The sequence below is a fragment of the Streptomyces sp. NPDC006691 genome, assembly GCF_042869955.1.
GTDB lineage: Bacteria > Actinomycetota > Actinomycetes > Streptomycetales > Streptomycetaceae > Streptomyces.
This window is the reverse complement of the sequence record NZ_JBIAGW010000002.1, coordinates 348,498-363,279: the sequence shown is the minus strand read 5'-3', so window position 1 is coordinate 363,279 and position 14,782 is coordinate 348,498. Positions and strand designations below refer to the sequence as shown.

General features: G+C 73.5%; 13 protein-coding genes. 5 read left to right on the top strand and 8 right to left on the bottom strand.

Going from position 1 to position 14,782, the window contains the following annotated elements:
• Positions 1 to 9: 9 nt before the first annotated feature.
• Positions 10 to 249, bottom strand: a complete 240-nt coding sequence (locus ACFYNP_RS05095; protein ID WP_388403988.1) for a DUF1049 domain-containing protein — start codon at positions 247 to 249, stop codon at positions 10 to 12.
• Positions 250 to 476: 227 nt separating this feature from the next.
• Here ACFYNP_RS05095 and ACFYNP_RS05090 point away from each other — a divergent pair, with 227 nt between their 5' ends.
• Together ACFYNP_RS05090 and ACFYNP_RS05085 are read left to right on the top strand one after the other, a co-directional pair.
• Positions 477 to 1,208, top strand: a complete 732-nt coding sequence (locus ACFYNP_RS05090; protein WP_388782747.1) for a GntR family transcriptional regulator — start codon at positions 477 to 479, stop codon at positions 1,206 to 1,208.
• Positions 1,209 to 1,252: 44 nt separating this feature from the next.
• Positions 1,253 to 2,356: an adenosine deaminase gene (locus tag ACFYNP_RS05085; RefSeq protein ID WP_388782745.1), complete on the top strand. Its 1,104-nt coding sequence runs from the start codon at positions 1,253 to 1,255 to the stop codon at positions 2,354 to 2,356.
• Here ACFYNP_RS05085 and ACFYNP_RS05080 read toward each other — a convergent pair.
• The 5 genes from ACFYNP_RS05080 to ACFYNP_RS05060 form a co-directional block, all read right to left on the bottom strand.
• Entirely contained in the window at positions 2,337 to 4,136 is a 1,800-nt protein-coding gene (locus ACFYNP_RS05080) for a CocE/NonD family hydrolase (protein WP_388782743.1), read from the bottom strand. The genes ACFYNP_RS05085 and ACFYNP_RS05080 overlap by 20 nt on opposite strands.
• Before the next feature lie 116 nt (positions 4,137 to 4,252).
• Complete coding sequence (locus ACFYNP_RS05075; protein WP_388782740.1) at positions 4,253 to 5,188, bottom strand: LD-carboxypeptidase; 936 nt, start codon at positions 5,186 to 5,188, stop codon at positions 4,253 to 4,255.
• Positions 5,185 to 7,164: a prolyl oligopeptidase family serine peptidase gene (locus ACFYNP_RS05070; protein WP_388782737.1), complete on the bottom strand. Its 1,980-nt coding sequence runs from the start codon at positions 7,162 to 7,164 to the stop codon at positions 5,185 to 5,187. Before ACFYNP_RS05070 ends, ACFYNP_RS05075 begins: the two co-directional genes overlap by 4 nt.
• 22 nt (positions 7,165 to 7,186) lie before the next feature.
• Positions 7,187 to 8,518 carry a M20/M25/M40 family metallo-hydrolase gene (locus ACFYNP_RS05065; protein WP_388782734.1) on the bottom strand — a complete coding sequence of 444 codons (1,332 nt, stop codon included), beginning with the start codon at positions 8,516 to 8,518 and terminating at the stop codon, positions 7,187 to 7,189.
• Positions 8,511 to 9,344, bottom strand: coding sequence for a M55 family metallopeptidase (locus tag ACFYNP_RS05060; protein ID WP_388782732.1), 834 nt, complete (start codon positions 9,342 to 9,344; stop codon positions 8,511 to 8,513). Before ACFYNP_RS05060 ends, ACFYNP_RS05065 begins: the two co-directional genes overlap by 8 nt.
• A 140-nt stretch (positions 9,345 to 9,484) precedes the next feature.
• Here ACFYNP_RS05060 and ACFYNP_RS05055 point away from each other — a divergent pair, with 140 nt between their 5' ends.
• A complete protein-coding gene (locus ACFYNP_RS05055; protein WP_388782730.1) occupies positions 9,485 to 10,102 on the top strand; it encodes a flavin reductase family protein in 618 nt (205 codons plus the stop codon).
• A 595-nt stretch (positions 10,103 to 10,697) separates the two neighbouring features.
• On the opposite strand, the gene ACFYNP_RS05050 is transcribed toward ACFYNP_RS05055, so the two are convergent.
• Complete coding sequence (locus ACFYNP_RS05050; RefSeq protein ID WP_388403964.1) at positions 10,698 to 11,867, bottom strand: hypothetical protein; 1,170 nt, start codon at positions 11,865 to 11,867, stop codon at positions 10,698 to 10,700.
• A gap of 277 nt (positions 11,868 to 12,144) precedes the next feature.
• Between ACFYNP_RS05050 and ACFYNP_RS05045 the strand changes: the two genes are divergently transcribed.
• The gene (locus tag ACFYNP_RS05045) at positions 12,145 to 12,864 is read left to right on the top strand and encodes an alpha/beta hydrolase (protein WP_388782729.1); all 720 of its coding nucleotides are present in this window, start codon (positions 12,145 to 12,147) and stop codon (positions 12,862 to 12,864) included.
• Between the two features lie 249 nt (positions 12,865 to 13,113).
• Entirely contained in the window at positions 13,114 to 13,506 is a 393-nt protein-coding gene (locus tag ACFYNP_RS05040; RefSeq protein ID WP_388782727.1) for a hypothetical protein, read from the top strand.
• Between the two features lie 372 nt (positions 13,507 to 13,878).
• Here ACFYNP_RS05040 and ACFYNP_RS05035 read toward each other — a convergent pair whose 3' ends face one another.
• Positions 13,879 to 14,616 carry a class I SAM-dependent methyltransferase gene (locus ACFYNP_RS05035; RefSeq protein ID WP_388782725.1) on the bottom strand — a complete coding sequence of 246 codons (738 nt, stop codon included), beginning with the start codon at positions 14,614 to 14,616 and terminating at the stop codon, positions 13,879 to 13,881.
• Positions 14,617 to 14,782: the final 166 nt, after the last annotated feature.

Sequence of the window (14,782 nt, the reverse complement as noted above, 5' to 3'; positions counted from 1 at the left end):
GCGGAGGTGCTACCGGTTCCGCCTTCGCAGGAAGTAGCCGCAGCACAGCCCCACCACGAACACCGCGAGCAGCGCGAGGTACAGGGGCATGGTGACCTCGGGGATCAGCAGGCGGATCTTGACGTGCCGGGTGTTCTCGAAGATGAAGACCAGGGCCAGGATCGCGAGGATGAGGACCGCGATCCGGCCCGGGGTGATGACACCGCCCGCCGTGCGTTGCGTGCTGCTCGTCTCGCCCTTGGGGCTCATGGTCCGGCCCTTCCGTTCGTGCCGCGCCCGTCGCGGCTCCCCTCGTCCCAGGTTGCGGGACGCCACACCCCGGCGTGCGGTCGTGTGGGCCGTCCGGGTGAGGGCAAGCGGGGTCCCGGACGGCGGGCGTACCCTTCCGCACGGACACGACCACCCGCGCTTGTCAGACAAGTGGAGGCCGGGCATGCTGGCCCTCCGATACGTCGAGGTACGTCGAGGGCGGGATCATGGCAGTGGGCGGACCGCAGCGCAGGCCGGTCGTGGCGCTGTACGAGCGGATCGCGGACGCGATCCACGACGGCACCTATCCCCCAGGCTCCACGCTGCCGTCGGAGCCGAAGCTCGCGGGCGAGCTGGGGGTGAGCCGCCCGGCCCTGCGCGAGGCGCTGCTCCTGCTCCAGGAGGACGGACTGCTCTCGGTGCGGCGCGGGGTGGGCCGGACCGTGAACGACCGGCCGCCCCGGCGCGGCTTCGAGCAGCTGCAGGCGCTCGACGACCTGCTCGGGCCGGTCCGCGTCCGGGCGCTGCTGCGCAGCCGGGAGGAGCCGACCGACTTCACCGCCCAGCATCTGCTCGCGCCCGCCGGCTCCGAGCTGCGGTTCTGGGAGTCCGTGCTGGTCGGGGAGTCGCTCGCGGTCGCGCTCAGCCATGAGTGGGCCGCTCCCGAGGATGTCGTCGCGCGTCTGCACCCCGCGTTCGCCGAGGCGCTGCGCGCCGAGCCCGCCGTCGCCATGCTCACCGTCCTGGCCGAGGCTTCCCGGGGCGTCCAGCTCACCGCGCACAGCGGGATCAGCGCGACGCTGCTCGGCCGCCGCAGGGGTGAGCAGCTGGGCCGCCCGGCCGACACTCCCGCCGTGCTCATCACGCAGGTCGTGCGCGTCGACGGCACCCCGGTGATGGCCGCCAAGCACATGCTGCCGACGGGGGCCCCGGCGCTCCCCGTGCACCAGTCCTGTTAACGCCGCGCGGGGCCGCACCCGGGCACGCTGTACACTCCCGCCTCATGCACTTGTCAGACAACCCTGCCGCCGCCGCTCCGGTCACCCCCGCCGAGTGGATCCGCCGCGCCCCGAAGGCCGTCCTGCACGACCACCTCGACGGCGGCCTCCGCCCCGCCACCATCGTCGAGCTGGCGCGCGCCTGCGGGTACACCGCGCTGCCGACCGAGGACCCGGCCGAGCTCGCCCTCTGGTTCCGCGACGCCGCGGACTCCGGCTCCCTTGAGCGCTACCTGGAGACCTTCGCCCACACCTGCGCGGTGATGCAGACCCGCGAGGCGCTGCACCGTATCGCGGCCGAGTGTGCCGAGGACCTGGCGGCCGACGGCGTCGTCTACGCGGAGGTGCGGTACGCGCCCGAGCAGCACCTGGAGGGCGGCCTGAGCCTCGACGAGGTCGTGGACGCCGTCAACGAGGGCCTGCGCGAGGGTGAGCGCCGCACCGGCGGGCGGATCACCGTCCGCGCGCTGCTCACCGGCATGCGGCACACCCGGCGCTCCCTGGAGGTAGCCGAGCTGACCGTCGCCCACCGCGACCGGGGCGTGGCGGGCTTCGACATCGCGGGCGGCGAGATCGGCAACCCGCCGGCCGAGCACCTGCCCGCCTTCCAGCACCTCAAGCGGGCCAACTGCCACATCACCATCCACGCCGGCGAGGCCGTCGGCGCGGAGTCGGTGCACGAGGCGGTCCAGGTGTGCGGCGCCGAGCGCGTCGGGCACGGGGTGCGCATCACCGACGACATCGCCGCGGACGGCACCCTCGGTCACCTCGCCGCGTACGTCCGGGACAACCGGATCGCGCTGGAGGTCTGCCCGACCTCCAACCTCCAGACGGGCGCGGCCCTCTCGTACGAGAAGCACCCGATCGACGAGCTGCGCCGGCTCGGCTTCACGGTGACGCTGAACACCGACAACCGGCTGGTGTCGGGCACCACCATGAGCGAGGAGTTCCAGCACATGGCGGATGCCTTCGGCTACGGCCCGGAGGTCTTCGAGGAGTTCACCGTCGCCGCGGTCGAGGCGGCGTTCCTGCCGTTGCCGGAACGCCGTCGCATCATCGACGAACTGGTGCGCCCCGGTTACGCGGCCCTCAGTCCAACCTTCGGCTGACGAGCGGCAGTTGGAGCGTCCCCGTGTCACCGGGGGCGCTCACGACCGTCACCGGCTTGACGCCCTTGTTGCCGAGGTAGGCGTCGTCGCTCGCGGCGATCGCGAACTCGATGCGGTGCCCGGCCTCGTAGCGGTGCGCGATGCCGGGCAGCGCGACGGTGAACGGCTTGGTGACGTCGGGGACCCGCACCGGCGCGACCAGGCGGCGCACCAGGGTCTTGGTGCCGTCGGGCGCCACGTCGTACAGCTTGGCGAACAGGACCAGTTTGTCGGCCGCGTCACCGGAGTTCTGGGTGGCTCGCGCGGCGGGCGAGGAGACCTTGAGGGTGGCCTTCGCCGAGCCGACGATGTCGACGGGGGACTTCAGCGGGTCGGTGTCCCAGCCGAGGTAGGTGCCGGGGGTGTCGTAGGGCGCCGGGTCGGGCAGCCCGATCATGCCGGCCAACGAGCTCTCCGAATGGCTCGTCGGGACCAGGGAGTTGGTGTACGTCCGGCTGCCGCGGGCCACCTTCGCCCGGTTGTCGACGAGCTTGCCGTCGCCGGAGAGGTACACCTTCCGCGAGAGCGGCGGCACCTTGGACGCCTCGCCGTAACCGCTCTGCCAGTCGCGGTAGTAGGCGAACGCGGGCCCGGTGTCGGTGTGCCTCTGCTTGCGCAGATAGCGGTCGAACCAGGCCAGGATGCGCTGTCCGGTGTAGCTGGTCTCCAAGTTGCCCTGGGACAGGTCGAGTTCACCCGGCGCCTGGCCGCCGCTGTGGCCCCAGGACTGCCAGATCATCTTGGTCGTGGTGCCGTTGTCCCGGAGCGCCTGGTAGGTGGCTGTGGCCTCGTTGAGGTTGAAGAGGCTGTCCGTCTGGCCCTGGATGAGCAGGGTGGGTGCCTCGACCCGGTCGAGGTAGCTGACCGGGGAGACGCTCCGGGCGTACCGCAGCATCGCGGCGGTGGGCGCGGCGGGGTAGCTGCCCGAGTTGAGCAGGCCGATCGTCTTGCAGGCGTCGGACACGAAGTGCACGCAGCCGAGCGTGCCCCAGCGGGACGGATCGAGGTTCGGCAGCGTGATGGGCCGGCTCTCCCCTATGAGGTAAAACCCGTTGGTCCACTGCCATTTGAAGGCGCCGGGCACCTTGCGGTCCGCCACGTTGTTGGGGTCGAGCGCGTACGACAGGTCGTTCCAGGTGATCATCGGGACGAGGGCGTCGACCCGGTGGTCGACGGCGGCCGTGGCCATCTGGATGGCGCCCCCGTAGGAGCCGCCGATCATGCCGACGCGGGGGTCGCCCGGGCGGTCCTCGGTGACGTAGTCGACGCGGGTGCCGTCGTCGGCCGCGCGGGTCCCGGCGAGGAAGTCGATGAGGCGCGAGGCCGCGCGGCCGTCCGTCCCCGGGGCGTCGAGGGAGATTGGGCAGCCCGACTTTCCGAAGCCGAGCCCCGAGTAGGCGAGGGTCACATAGCCGCGGGCCGCGAACGCCTTGGCCGTGCCGGCGGTCGAGCCGTCCGCCTTGTTGCCGCCGAAACCGTTGGTGGTGAGCACGGCGGGCGCGGGGTGTGCCTTGTCGACGCCGGCCGGGCGGTAGAGGTCGGCGTCCACGGCACAGCTGCGGCCCTGGGCCCGTATGGTGAACTTCAGCGCGGTGACCGTGACTTGCTTGTCCGCGGCACCCCGCACGGCCCCGGGCGACGCGACGGCGGGCGCGGCCGCGAGCAGTGGTACGGCGAGCGCCGCGCCGAGTGCGGCCGCCAGCGGCTTGCGGGTTCTGGGCACGGTACGGCGACGGGTCACGGCGTCCTCCACAGCACGGCGGGCCTACCGGCCGGTAGGCCCGCCTCATGCTGTGACACGTGAAACTCCGCGTCAACGGCTGCGACACAACCTTCTTGCCGGCCGCGGGAGTTCACTCACGCCAGAGCGGGCACCTCAAGGGTCAGCGTGCCGCCGTCCGCGTCCAGGACCGCGGGCACCCCGAGCGGCACCGTCAGGGCGGCCTCGCAGTGGCCGAAGCCCAGGTTCTCCACGACGGGCACGCCGAGCCGGCCGAGCCGCTCGCGCAGCACGGGGCGCACCCGTTCCTCGTACGGTCCGCAGTCCTTCCAGGAGCCGAGCGCGACGGCGGTGACGCCCTCCAGCCAGCCCGCGCGCAGGAGTTGGGTCAGCGTGCGGTCCAGGCGGTAGTCCTCCTCGCCGACGTCTTCGAGCAGCAGCAGGCCACCGGCCGCGGACCGGCGGCCGTACGGGGTGGCGAGATCCGCGGCGAGCAGGGACAGACATCCGCCGAGGGTGACACCGCGGGCCCGGCCGGGCACCAGCGGCCGGGCGCCGGGCAGGCCGAGGGTCAGGGCGGCCTCGGGCTCGAACAGGGTGGTGCGCAGGGACTCCTGGGTGGTGGCGTTCTGGATGAAGGCGACCGTGGAGGCCATCGGTCCGTGCAGGGTGGAAAGGCTGAGCCGGACGGCGAACGCCTCGTGCAGGGCGGTCACATCGCTGTAGCCGATGAGCACCTTGGGTCCGGCGGCCCGCAGCGCCTCCCAGTCGAGCAGGTCGACCATGCGCTGGACGCCGTAGCCACCGCGGCCGCACATCACGGCATCGACGCCCGGGTCGCACCACGCGTCCTGGAAGTCACGGGCCCGCTTCTCGTCCTCGCCCGCCAGATATCCGAACTGCGGGTGCCGGTCGGTCACTTGGGGGGTGGCGACGGGGTCGAGACCCCAGCCGCGCAGGATGTCGAGCCCCTCCTGGAGGCGTTCCTCGACGACGGGGCCGCTGGGCGCGACCACGGCGATCCTGGCGCCGGGGGCGAGGCGGCCCGGGCGGGTGAGTCCGGCCGCGCTCACTTGGTGAGCTCCAGGAGCGGGATGTCGTTGCGATCGATGGCGAACACCTGGGCGTACAGGGAGAGTTCGGCCTCCAGTGCGCGGATCACGGTGTCCGCGCGGCGGAAGCCGTGGCCCTCGCCCGCGAAGGTGAGGTAGGCGTGCGGAATGCCGCGCCCGGTGAGCTTCTCCAGGAACTGCTCGCACTGCACCGGCGGGCAGATCGCGTCGTCCAGGCCCTGGAGCAGCAGGAAGGGCGCGGTGATGCGGTCGGTGTGCTGGGCCGGCGAGCGGTCGCGGTAGCGGTCGGGCACCTCGGCGTAGGGGCCGATGAGGCTGTCCAGGTAGCGCGATTCGAAATCGTGGGTGACGTCGAGCCAGCTGGTGAGGTCGAGGACGGGGTAGAGGATCGTGCCGCAGGCGTAGACGTCGGTGCCGGCGAGGGAGGCGGCCGTGGTCCAGCCGCCCGCGCTGCCGCCCCGGATCGCGAGACGGCGGGGGTCGGCGGTACCGTCCTCGGCCAGGGCGCGGGCGACGGCCGCGCAGTCCTCGACGTCGACGATGCCCCACTGTCCGCGCAGCCGGTTGCGGTAGGCGCGCCCGTAGCCGGTGGAGCCGCCGTAGTCGACCTTGACGACGCCGATGCCGCGCGAGGTGAAGTACGCGGTCTCCAGGTCGAGTGCGAGGGACACACATCCCGTGGGGCCGCCGTGTGCCCAGACCACATAGGGCGGGAGTTCGTCGGCGGGGGCGGTGCGGTCGGGGCTGTACGGCGGGTAGACGTGGGCGTGGATCTCGCGGCCGTCCGGACCGGGGTAGGTACGCACCAGCGGTTCCGGGTAGTACGCCGGGTCGACCGCGTCGGTGTGGGCGCACCCGATCACGCGGGCGCGACCGGTGGCGGTGTCGAGTTCGACGAGTTCGGCGGAGGTGCGCGGGCTCACGGCCACGCCCACGACGCGGCTGCCGTGGGCGGTGAGCGTGGACGCCCAGTGCGTCCAGGGCCCGGCGGCGTCGACGAGCTCGCCGCTCTCGGGGTCGAGTATGCCGAGCGTGGTGGTGCCGGCCCCGTGCACGACGGCGATCAGGCCGTTGTCCAGCGGCTGGAACCAGCGCCGCCCCGGCTGCCACAGGGGACCTGCGAACTCCTCCTGGCGGGGGCACAGCGCGAGCGCCGGACCCTCGGCGGGGTCGGCGCGGTACAGGTTCCACCAGCCGCTGCGGTCGGAGGCGAACAGGAGCCTGCCGTCGGCGGCCCAGTCGGCCTGCGCGACGGACTCCTCGGGGCCGCCCGCCACGGTGCGGGTACGGCGCAGATCGCCGTCCGCGCCCACCTCGGCGACGATCAGCTCGCTGCCGTCCCAGGGCATCCGGGGGTGGTCCCAGCCGATCCAGGCGGCCCGGCTGCCGTCGGGTGAAAGCCGGGGGCCGGTGACGAAGCGGTGTCGCCCGTCGCTCAACTCCCTCACGGCTGACCGCTGTTCGGCGGCCGATCCGTCCAGCGGCACGGCCACGACGACACGGCGTACGTCCGTGGGTGCCTCGCCGGTGAACTCCTCCAGGACGCACCACACTTCGTCCCGGTCGAGGTCGATCCGGGGGTCCACCCAGCGCAGCCCCTCGCCGACCGGGGAGAGCGGGGTGAGCGGCCTCGGCGCGGCGGCGCCGTCCGGCTCGTAGGCGTAGAGGCGCTGGTCGGTGAAGTGCGCGAAGACCACGAGTGGGCCGTCGGCGCCGCGCTCCGCGCCGTCCCAGGGCCGCCCTCCGTACTCCATGACCCGGCTGCGCACGTTCCACGGCTCGGGCAGGACCTGCCGCGCCTCACCGTCCGGGCCCCGGCGCACGAGGGTCCGCCTGCCGCCCTCGGCGGAGCGTGGCTCCGTCCACCACAGGTCGTCACCGACGAAGGCGACGTCGTCGGCGCGGCCCTCGTGGGCGGCGGCGAGCGCCGCGTCGATCGGTGACGGCCAGCTTCCGTAGGGCGCGGTGGGCACCATGGTGGGGACTCTCCTCGGGAGGCTAGGCGGAGCGCAGGTAGTGGTCGAGGACGCGGACGCCGAAGTGCAGCGCGTCCACGGGGACCCGTTCGTCGACGCCGTGGAACAGCGCCTGGTAGTCGAGTCCGGGCGGCATGCGCAGCGGTGCGAAACCGTATCCCGTGATGCCGAGCCGGGAGAACTGCTTGGCGTCGGTGCCGCCCGACATGCAGTACGGCACCACATGGCCCTCCGGCGCGAACCGCTCGATGGCGGCCTTCAGCTTGAGGTACGTCGGCGAGTCGACGGGGGCCAGGAGCGCGACCTCGCCGTGGTCGAAGTCCCAGTCGACGTCGGGTCCGGTCAACTCGTCCATGGTGGTGCGGAATTCGGCCTCGCCGCCGGGCACGGTCCGCCCGTCGACGTGCGCGGTGGCGTGCCCCGGAATGACGTTGACCTTGTAACCGGCTTCCAGCATCGTCGGGTTGGCGCTGTTGCGGATCACCGGCTCGACCAGGGCGGCGGCGGGGCCGAGCTTGCCGAGCAGTTCGTCGGCGTCGAAGTCCGGGGCGTCCGGGTCGGCTTCGATGCCGTGCAGGGCGGCGAGTTCGACGAGGCTCGCGCGGACCGTGGGGGTGAGCCTGACCGGCCACTCGTGCTCGCCGATGCGGGCGATGGCGGCGGCGAGCCGGCTGACCGCGTTGGACCGGTTCACCTTGGAGCCGTGGCCCGCGCGGCCGTGCGCGGTCAGGCGCAGCCAGGCGGTGCCGCGCTCCCCCGCACCCACCGGGTAGATCTCCAGGCCGCGGCCGGCATGGAAGGTGACGCCGCCCGACTCGCTGATGCCCTCGGTGCAGCCTTCGAAGAGTCCGGGGTGGTGGTCGGCGAGGAATCCCGAGCCGTCGACGGCGCTGGCCTCCTCGTCGGCGGTGTACGCGAGGACGATGTCCCGCCTCGGCCGCACTCCGTGCCGGGCCCAGGCGCGTACGACCGCGAGGATCATCGCGTCCATGTTCTTCATGTCGACGGCGCCCCGGCCCCAGACCACGCCGTCGGCGACCTCGCCCGAGAAGGGGTGCACACTCCAGTCGGCGGCCTCGGCGGGCACCACGTCCAGGTGCCCGTGCACGAGCAGCGCGTCGGCCGACGGGTCGGTGCCCTCGATCCGGGCCACCACGTTGGTGCGCCCCTCGGTGCGCTCCAGCATGCGGGGTTCGAGGCCGGCCGCGGCGAGGCGTTCGGCGACGTACTCGGCGGCAGGGCGCTCCCGGCAGTCGCCGCCGCCCCGGTTGCTGGTGTCGATCCGGATCAGCTCGGAGGTGAAGGTCACCGCCTCGTCGAGCGCCACCTGATCGGCCGTCTCCGTCTCAGCCATACTGTTCCTCCACCGCGGACGAGACGATCGTGGTGACCGCCTTGAAGGTGCGGATTCCCTGATACATCGTCACTTCGGTGTAGGAGACGCGCCGTTCACCCGTACGCTGCACACCAGGCACCACGGTGGCCGCGTCGGCCAGGTGCTCGGCGTCGAACTCGATCTCCACGGTGAACGGCCCGCCGTCCACCGGCGCGGCCCTGCGGGTCAGCGCGCAGGCCTCCCTCGCCGCGGCCCTGATGTCCCCGGCGGTACGGGCCGGGGTGCGGCACACCGCCGCGTACCGCGAGACGTGGTCCTTCACGGCGACCTTGCGGGCCGCCGGCGCATAGCCCTCGGCGTCGGCGCAGGTGAGGTCGTCACCGGTGACCAGGACCACGGGCACCCCGTACTCGGCGACGACATGGGCGTTGAGCAGCCCCTCGCTCGCGCGGGCGCCGTTGAGCCACACCCCGGTGATGGAGTTGGCGAGGTAGGTGTGGGCCAGCACTCCGGCCGTGCCGGCGCCCGTGTGGTAGCCGACGAAGGCGATCCCGTCGACGTCACCGTGCTGGACGCCCTCCACCATGGACAGCGACTTGTGCCTGCCGGTGAGCATCTGGGCCCGTTCGTCGAGCCGTTCGAGCAGCAGGTTGCGCATGGTCCAGTGCGCCTCGTTGATGAGCACGTCGTCGGCGCCCCCGTCGAAGAACCCGAGCACCGCCGCGTTCACGTCGGACGTGAACATGCCTCGGCAGCGCTCCCACTGCGGCGTACCGGGCAGCACATCGGCCGGCCAGGTGACTCCGGTGGCGCCTTCCATGTCCGCACTGATGAGGATCTTCATGGCGCCCCACCGTACCCGCCGGGGAATACCCGGGCCAGGGACCGCACGGACGCCAGAGGTCCATACCTGTGAGCCGGGCCGGACGGCACCTGTGAGCCGGGCCGGACGGCGCGCGGTCGGCCCACTGGATACTGGGCCGTATGCGCATCGACTTCGATCCCGCCACCGTCGCCCCCCAGGACTTCTACCGGCTGCTCACCGCGACCGTGGTACCGCGGCCCATCGCCTGGGTGTCCACGGTGACGCCGGACGGGACGCCCAATCTGGCTCCGCACTCCTTCTTCACCATCTCCTCCGTCGCACCGCCCGTCGTCCAGTTCACCTCGGTGGGGCGCAAGGACTCGCTGCGCAACGTGGAGGCGACCGGGCAGTTCGTGGTCAACTTCGCCCCCGAGCCGCTCTTCGACGCGGTCAACGGCACCGCGACCGACTTTCCGCCCGGGGTGAGCGAGTTCGAGCAGGCGGGTCTGGCCACCGAGCCGAGCCTGCGGGTGAAGCCGCCGCGGGTGGCGCAGTCGCCGGTGGCCCTCGAATGCGAGGTGCACACGACGCTCGGCATCGGGAACTCGACGGTCGTGTTCGGCCGGGTGGTGCACGCGGTGGTGTCGGAGGAGGTCATGGTCGACGGCCACCCCGAGATCACCCGCCTCCTCCCCCTGGCCCGGCTCGGCAAGGACGAGTGGAGCACCCTGGGCCAGGTGCGCGAGCTGGCACGGGTGCCGTACGCGGAGCACGGGCGCGGGCACGAGCGCGGCTGAGGGAACACGCCGGGCGCCGAGGGATCCCGCGGGAACAGCCCGGCAGCATCCGGGGCCGCCGGGCAGCATCCGCGCACGCGTGGCGGACGGTCTCCCGCCGGCCGCGCGAAATGTAGGTGTAGGTGTAGGTGTAGGTGTAGGTGTAGAGCCAGGAGTTGCCGCGTCCGTCGGGCAGGATCCGGGGTGCCCGGCCGGCGGCCCGGATCCTGCCCGGCGTGCGCGGGCGGTGGGGACGGACCACCCTGGGGGCATGGGTACTCCGAGGACATGGGGCTCGCTGCCTCGCGTACGGCCCGGCCGGCTGCGCGCCCGGGCCCGCCGGGCGGGGTGGGCGGCCCGCTGTGCGCGCCGCTCCGCACGCCGTGTCTACGCGGCCGGGCGCCTCACGGGCCGCTGGCAGGAGCGCCTGCGCCGTCTCCGGCGTTAGCGCCCTCGGCGGGGCGCGGCGCTTCCTCCCCCGGCGCCGCCAAGCGCACAGCCCCTTCGGGGCGGTCCAGCCCCTTCGCCGCGCGCGGCCCCTTCGCCGCGCGCGGCCCCTTCGCCGCACAGCCCCGCCCCGCGCGGCCCCTTCGTGGCAAGGGGCCCTCGGAAGCGCCTAGCGACCCACGGCCGGGACCGCCTGCAACTGCTCGATCCGTCGCTGTACGGCTTCCAGCGCCCCGCGCCGGCGGCCCGCGACCTGGCGGCGCAGGGTGACCAGGGCCGGGCCGAGGGAGCGGGCGCGGTCCGCGTCGCGAAGCTGCTCCCACTGGTGGTGGGCCCGGTCGACGGCCGCCTGCACGTCCATGTCGTCGGTGCTCTGGTGCCGGGCCAGCCGGGCCTGGGCCGCGGCCATCCACAACTCGCAGGAGCGGGCCGGCTCCAGGGCGAGCCGGGCGAGGTCGGCGCGGACCTCCAGCCAGTGGACGGCCTCCAGGGACCCGGGTCCGTACATCCGCATCGCCTCGCTCTCCCACACCGCGGCCATCGACGCCGCCTCGCCGTGCCGCCCGGCGTGGGCGGCGGCCAGGATCGCCGGATGGGGGTCGGCCCGGGCAGCGGGCACGGACGGTGCCTGGACCGGCGCGGGGCCGGCCCCCGGCACGGGCGGTGCCTGGACCGGGGCGGGCCCGGCACCGGCGGGCGTGCCGTCGAGCGCCAGACAGCGGGCGTTCTCATGACCCGCCCGGTCCGCGGCGTACGCGTGGAGCTCCGCGAGCGAGGGGCGCGCGCCGCCGCGCCACACCTCGGCGTACGTCTTCAGATAGTCCGGGGCGGCGACCTGCCGGCGCGGCGCGGGGGCCGCCACCCTGCCGTACAGGAGGACGCCGGGTCCGAGTGCGAGGCCGTCCTGCGCCCCGCGCTCCCACGCCGTCGGATCGCAGACCAGGTCGACGAGCACGGTGGTCGTGCCAGGTGCGCGCACCTGGAGCTCATGCGCCAGCCAGGCCCACGGCAGCGCGGTGTAGCGCAAGCTTGCCGGTGTGGTGCGGGCGAGTGCGAGATGGACCTGGTGCTGCTTGCCGTCGAGGTGCAACTGGCCCGCCACGTACAGGAACAGCGGGCCCGGCGCGGCGGCCACGGCACGGATCCGGGTCAGCACGGTCTGCGGGTCCACCGGGTCGGCGAGCTCCACGACGGTGGCCGCGTCGGTACCGGTGAGCACGGCCGGGGCGACCGCGGCCAGGCCCGGCAGCACCGAGGCCGCGTCGACGAGACGGCTCTTGTTCGCGGGGGCGGCCGCCAGCAGCAACGCCGTCCCCGGGTCATCCCCCTTGATCAGCACACCAGCACCGTATCCGGTCGACGGCCCGCACTGCCCCACGCATGCCCCAACTCCCGGCCGGGGAACGGCAATTACCGGAAAAGGTGACAATTGGGTGCGGGAACGGATAATTCCGCCCCCGCACGGCGCCGACCCGTGCCGGTTGGCCCCATACGCCCCCTCCCCCTTCCCCTCCCCCTCTGCTCCCCGCCCCGCCTCTCGTACGGGCAACCGCACGGGCCCCTTTACGGTGGAGATCACTTCAGCGGCGCCGAGCCGCACGACCCGAGGATGCCGCATGCCCATCAGCACTGTCCGGACCGTCACTCACCAGGAGGCCGGCGAGACCCCCCAACTCCTCGATGTGTACGGGCCCGAGGGCGCCCCGGCGGTGCTGTTGTGGCACGGCATAAGCCCGGCCACGCGGTTCGAGGTTTCCACGCTCGCCGCGGAGACCGCCTCGCACGGACTGACCGTCTTCGTGCCCGACTGGCGTTCGGACGCACCCGACGGCGGCCGCGCACAACTCGCCGCCTCCCTGCGGTACGTACGGGAGCACGCGGGCGACAGCGGCGCCGACGCGGGCCGGCTCGTGGTGGCGGGCTGGTCGGCGGGGGCGGGCGCCGCGATCGGTACGGCGCTGCGCCCCGACCTGATGGACGGCTTCGTACCGAAGGCGGTCGTGGGGATCGCCGGCCGCTACGAGCGGCCCGCGTTCAGCACCGGTTCCCTACCGCTGGAGGACCTGGCGGCGACGGCGGGGCCGGGCGTGCCCGTCACCCTGATCCACGGCACGGCGGACACGGTCGTCGAATGCCACCACTCGCGCGACTTCCATGCCGAGCTGGAGAGGCGGCGGTGGCGGGTGAGCCTGCACGAGGTGGACACCGACCACGCGGGCATCATCATGACCGGTTACGACCCCGCGCTCGGCCACTGTGTGCCGGCGACCGATGCCGACGCGCTGCGGGCCGGGCGCGAGACCGCCCGGCTCATCGCGGCGGCGGCCCTCGTCTGAGCGGCCGGACCCACGCGGCGCCGCCCCGGGTCGCCCTGCGCCCGCCTCCCGCGCCCCGCCTCCCGCCCGGCATCCATCCGACCCCTGCTGCTCCCGCCCGGCATCCATCCGGCCCCTGCTGCTCCCGTACGGCATGCGGCCTCCCGTATGTCATGCGGCCTCCCGTATGTCATGCGGCTGCCGCGTCCGGGCGGGGCCGGGATGTCGTCTCGCCTGGCCGGGGGCAGCCGGTTCGCCCATGCTGGATGAGTGATGACCGTCCTGCTCGTAGCCACCGACGAGGAAGCCGCGCTGTTGCGTGAGCGCATTCACGGCAACCGCCACTTCCGCGTCATCTCGCACACCCCGAGCCCGCGGCTCGCCCTCGCGCAGGCCCATGTCCTGCTGCCCGATGTCACGGTCCTGGATCCGAGCATGCACGGCGACAGCGACCCGGCCGCCCTGTTCCTGGGGCTGCGCTCGCTGACCCCGCCCAGCGGAGTCATCCTGCGGACCACCCCGGCCACCGCGGTGCTGCCCGAACTGCACGCCGTCCTGGAGGAGGGTGCCGTGCATCTGGCGCCGCGCGACGACCAGGACGCGCTCATGGGCGCCCTGATCACGATCGGGCGGCGCCGGGAGAGCTGCGATCCCGACCAGTGAGCTCCCGTTTCCCCTGGTCACCGGGGCACCCCGCGCCCCTTGCCCGTGCGGTCTTCAGCATGCGGGTGGCGACGGGGCGCGAGACAGTGGTCGGGGCTGTGTGCCGGAATGCGGAGCTGTCCGCCGGACCCCGTACGTCGCGGCCGAGGACGCCGTCGCCGCTGTCACCGCGTCCCGTATCCGTGAGCGCGGGCCGCGGTGGCGGTCGGCGCGCGCTGCACACCGGGCACGGTGTGCCGGCCGGTGACCGGGACTGGGCGGTGTTCGGTGTCCGGCAGGGCCCGCCCCGGAACCGGCAGGGCCCGCCCCGGCCCGGCGACCCGGACGGCGCCGCCCTCATCCTCGGCGCCGGCAGCCGAGCCGCTCCGGGATTCAGGCGGCCTGCGCGCCCGCGCCGCCCACCACCAGCCATCTCGCCGGCAGCTCGATACGACGTCCGTCGGGGGTGTACTCCGTTGTGATGAGCGGGAGTTGGCCCTCGGCCAGCACGCTCAGGCCCGCCTCGGCGAGCAGCCGGTCGAGTGCGGCGTCGGAGACCTCGGCCGGTGTGAGACCGTGCGCGAAGACCGGGCGGAGCTTGGGCGGCGGCCCCTGCGGGCTCTGCGCCAGGCCGGCCAGGACCGCCTTCGCGGCCTCGGCGAGCTCCACCACGAAGGCCCGCCCGTGCGCGCCGAGCAGGGTGGCGATGGCCTCGGCCACGGGCCGCCGGTCGGCGGGCTCGCACTGGTGCAGCACGCCGCGTACGTACACATTGGCGTCGCCGAGGCGGCTGTGCAGCTCGTGCACGGCCTTGGGGTCGGTGGCGTCCAGTTGCTCGAACTCGGCCTCGCCGGCCGGGTCCTGACTCCGCGCCTGCTCGACCGCGGCGGGCGAGAGGTCGACGCCCGTCACCTTCGGATAGCGGGCGGCGAGGTAGCGCGTCTGGGTTCCGTTCCCGCAGCCGAGGTCCACTAGGGGCAGCTCGGGCCGGTCGATGCGGGGGGCGAAGTGGGCGAGGTGACGGGCCGCGGTGAGGGCGGGTTCCGCGTCCCAGAAGACCGCGCCCTGCTCGTCGGGCGCCTCGCGCCAGAACCGTTCCCAGGCGTCCAGATACTTGCTCGTCACGCTCATGACCGACTCCCCAGGCAGCGCATGCACAGTGTCAAGATCGGTGTACCCCGCGGGGCGTACGCCGGACAAGAACCGTGCGGATACCTTCACCTGCCGTTCGACCAGGGGGAGTTGGGGCGCGCCGGGGCGGACCCACGGGCAGCGTTCGCCACTCGTGCGCCGCGGG

Excerpts from the sequence above, each read along its gene's own strand:
- ACFYNP_RS05055 (WP_388782730.1), top strand. The coding sequence starts at position 9,485 with ATGCGCATCGACTTCGATCCCGCCACCGTCGCCCCCCAGGACTTCTAC.
- ACFYNP_RS05045 (WP_388782729.1), top strand. The coding sequence starts at position 12,145 with ATGCCCATCAGCACTGTCCGGACCGTCACTCACCAGGAGGCCGGCGAG.
- ACFYNP_RS05070 (WP_388782737.1), bottom strand. The coding sequence starts at position 7,164 with ATGGTGCCCACCGCGCCCTACGGAAGCTGGCCGTCACCGATCGACGCG.
- ACFYNP_RS05060 (WP_388782732.1), bottom strand. The coding sequence starts at position 9,344 with ATGAAGATCCTCATCAGTGCGGACATGGAAGGCGCCACCGGAGTCACC.
- ACFYNP_RS05090 (WP_388782747.1), top strand. The coding sequence starts at position 477 with ATGGCAGTGGGCGGACCGCAGCGCAGGCCGGTCGTGGCGCTGTACGAG.
- ACFYNP_RS05065 (WP_388782734.1), bottom strand. The coding sequence starts at position 8,518 with ATGGCTGAGACGGAGACGGCCGATCAGGTGGCGCTCGACGAGGCGGTG.
- ACFYNP_RS05095 (WP_388403988.1), bottom strand. The coding sequence starts at position 249 with ATGAGCCCCAAGGGCGAGACGAGCAGCACGCAACGCACGGCGGGCGGT.
- ACFYNP_RS05085 (WP_388782745.1), top strand. The coding sequence starts at position 1,253 with ATGCACTTGTCAGACAACCCTGCCGCCGCCGCTCCGGTCACCCCCGCC.
- ACFYNP_RS05035 (WP_388782725.1), bottom strand. The coding sequence starts at position 14,616 with ATGAGCGTGACGAGCAAGTATCTGGACGCCTGGGAACGGTTCTGGCGC.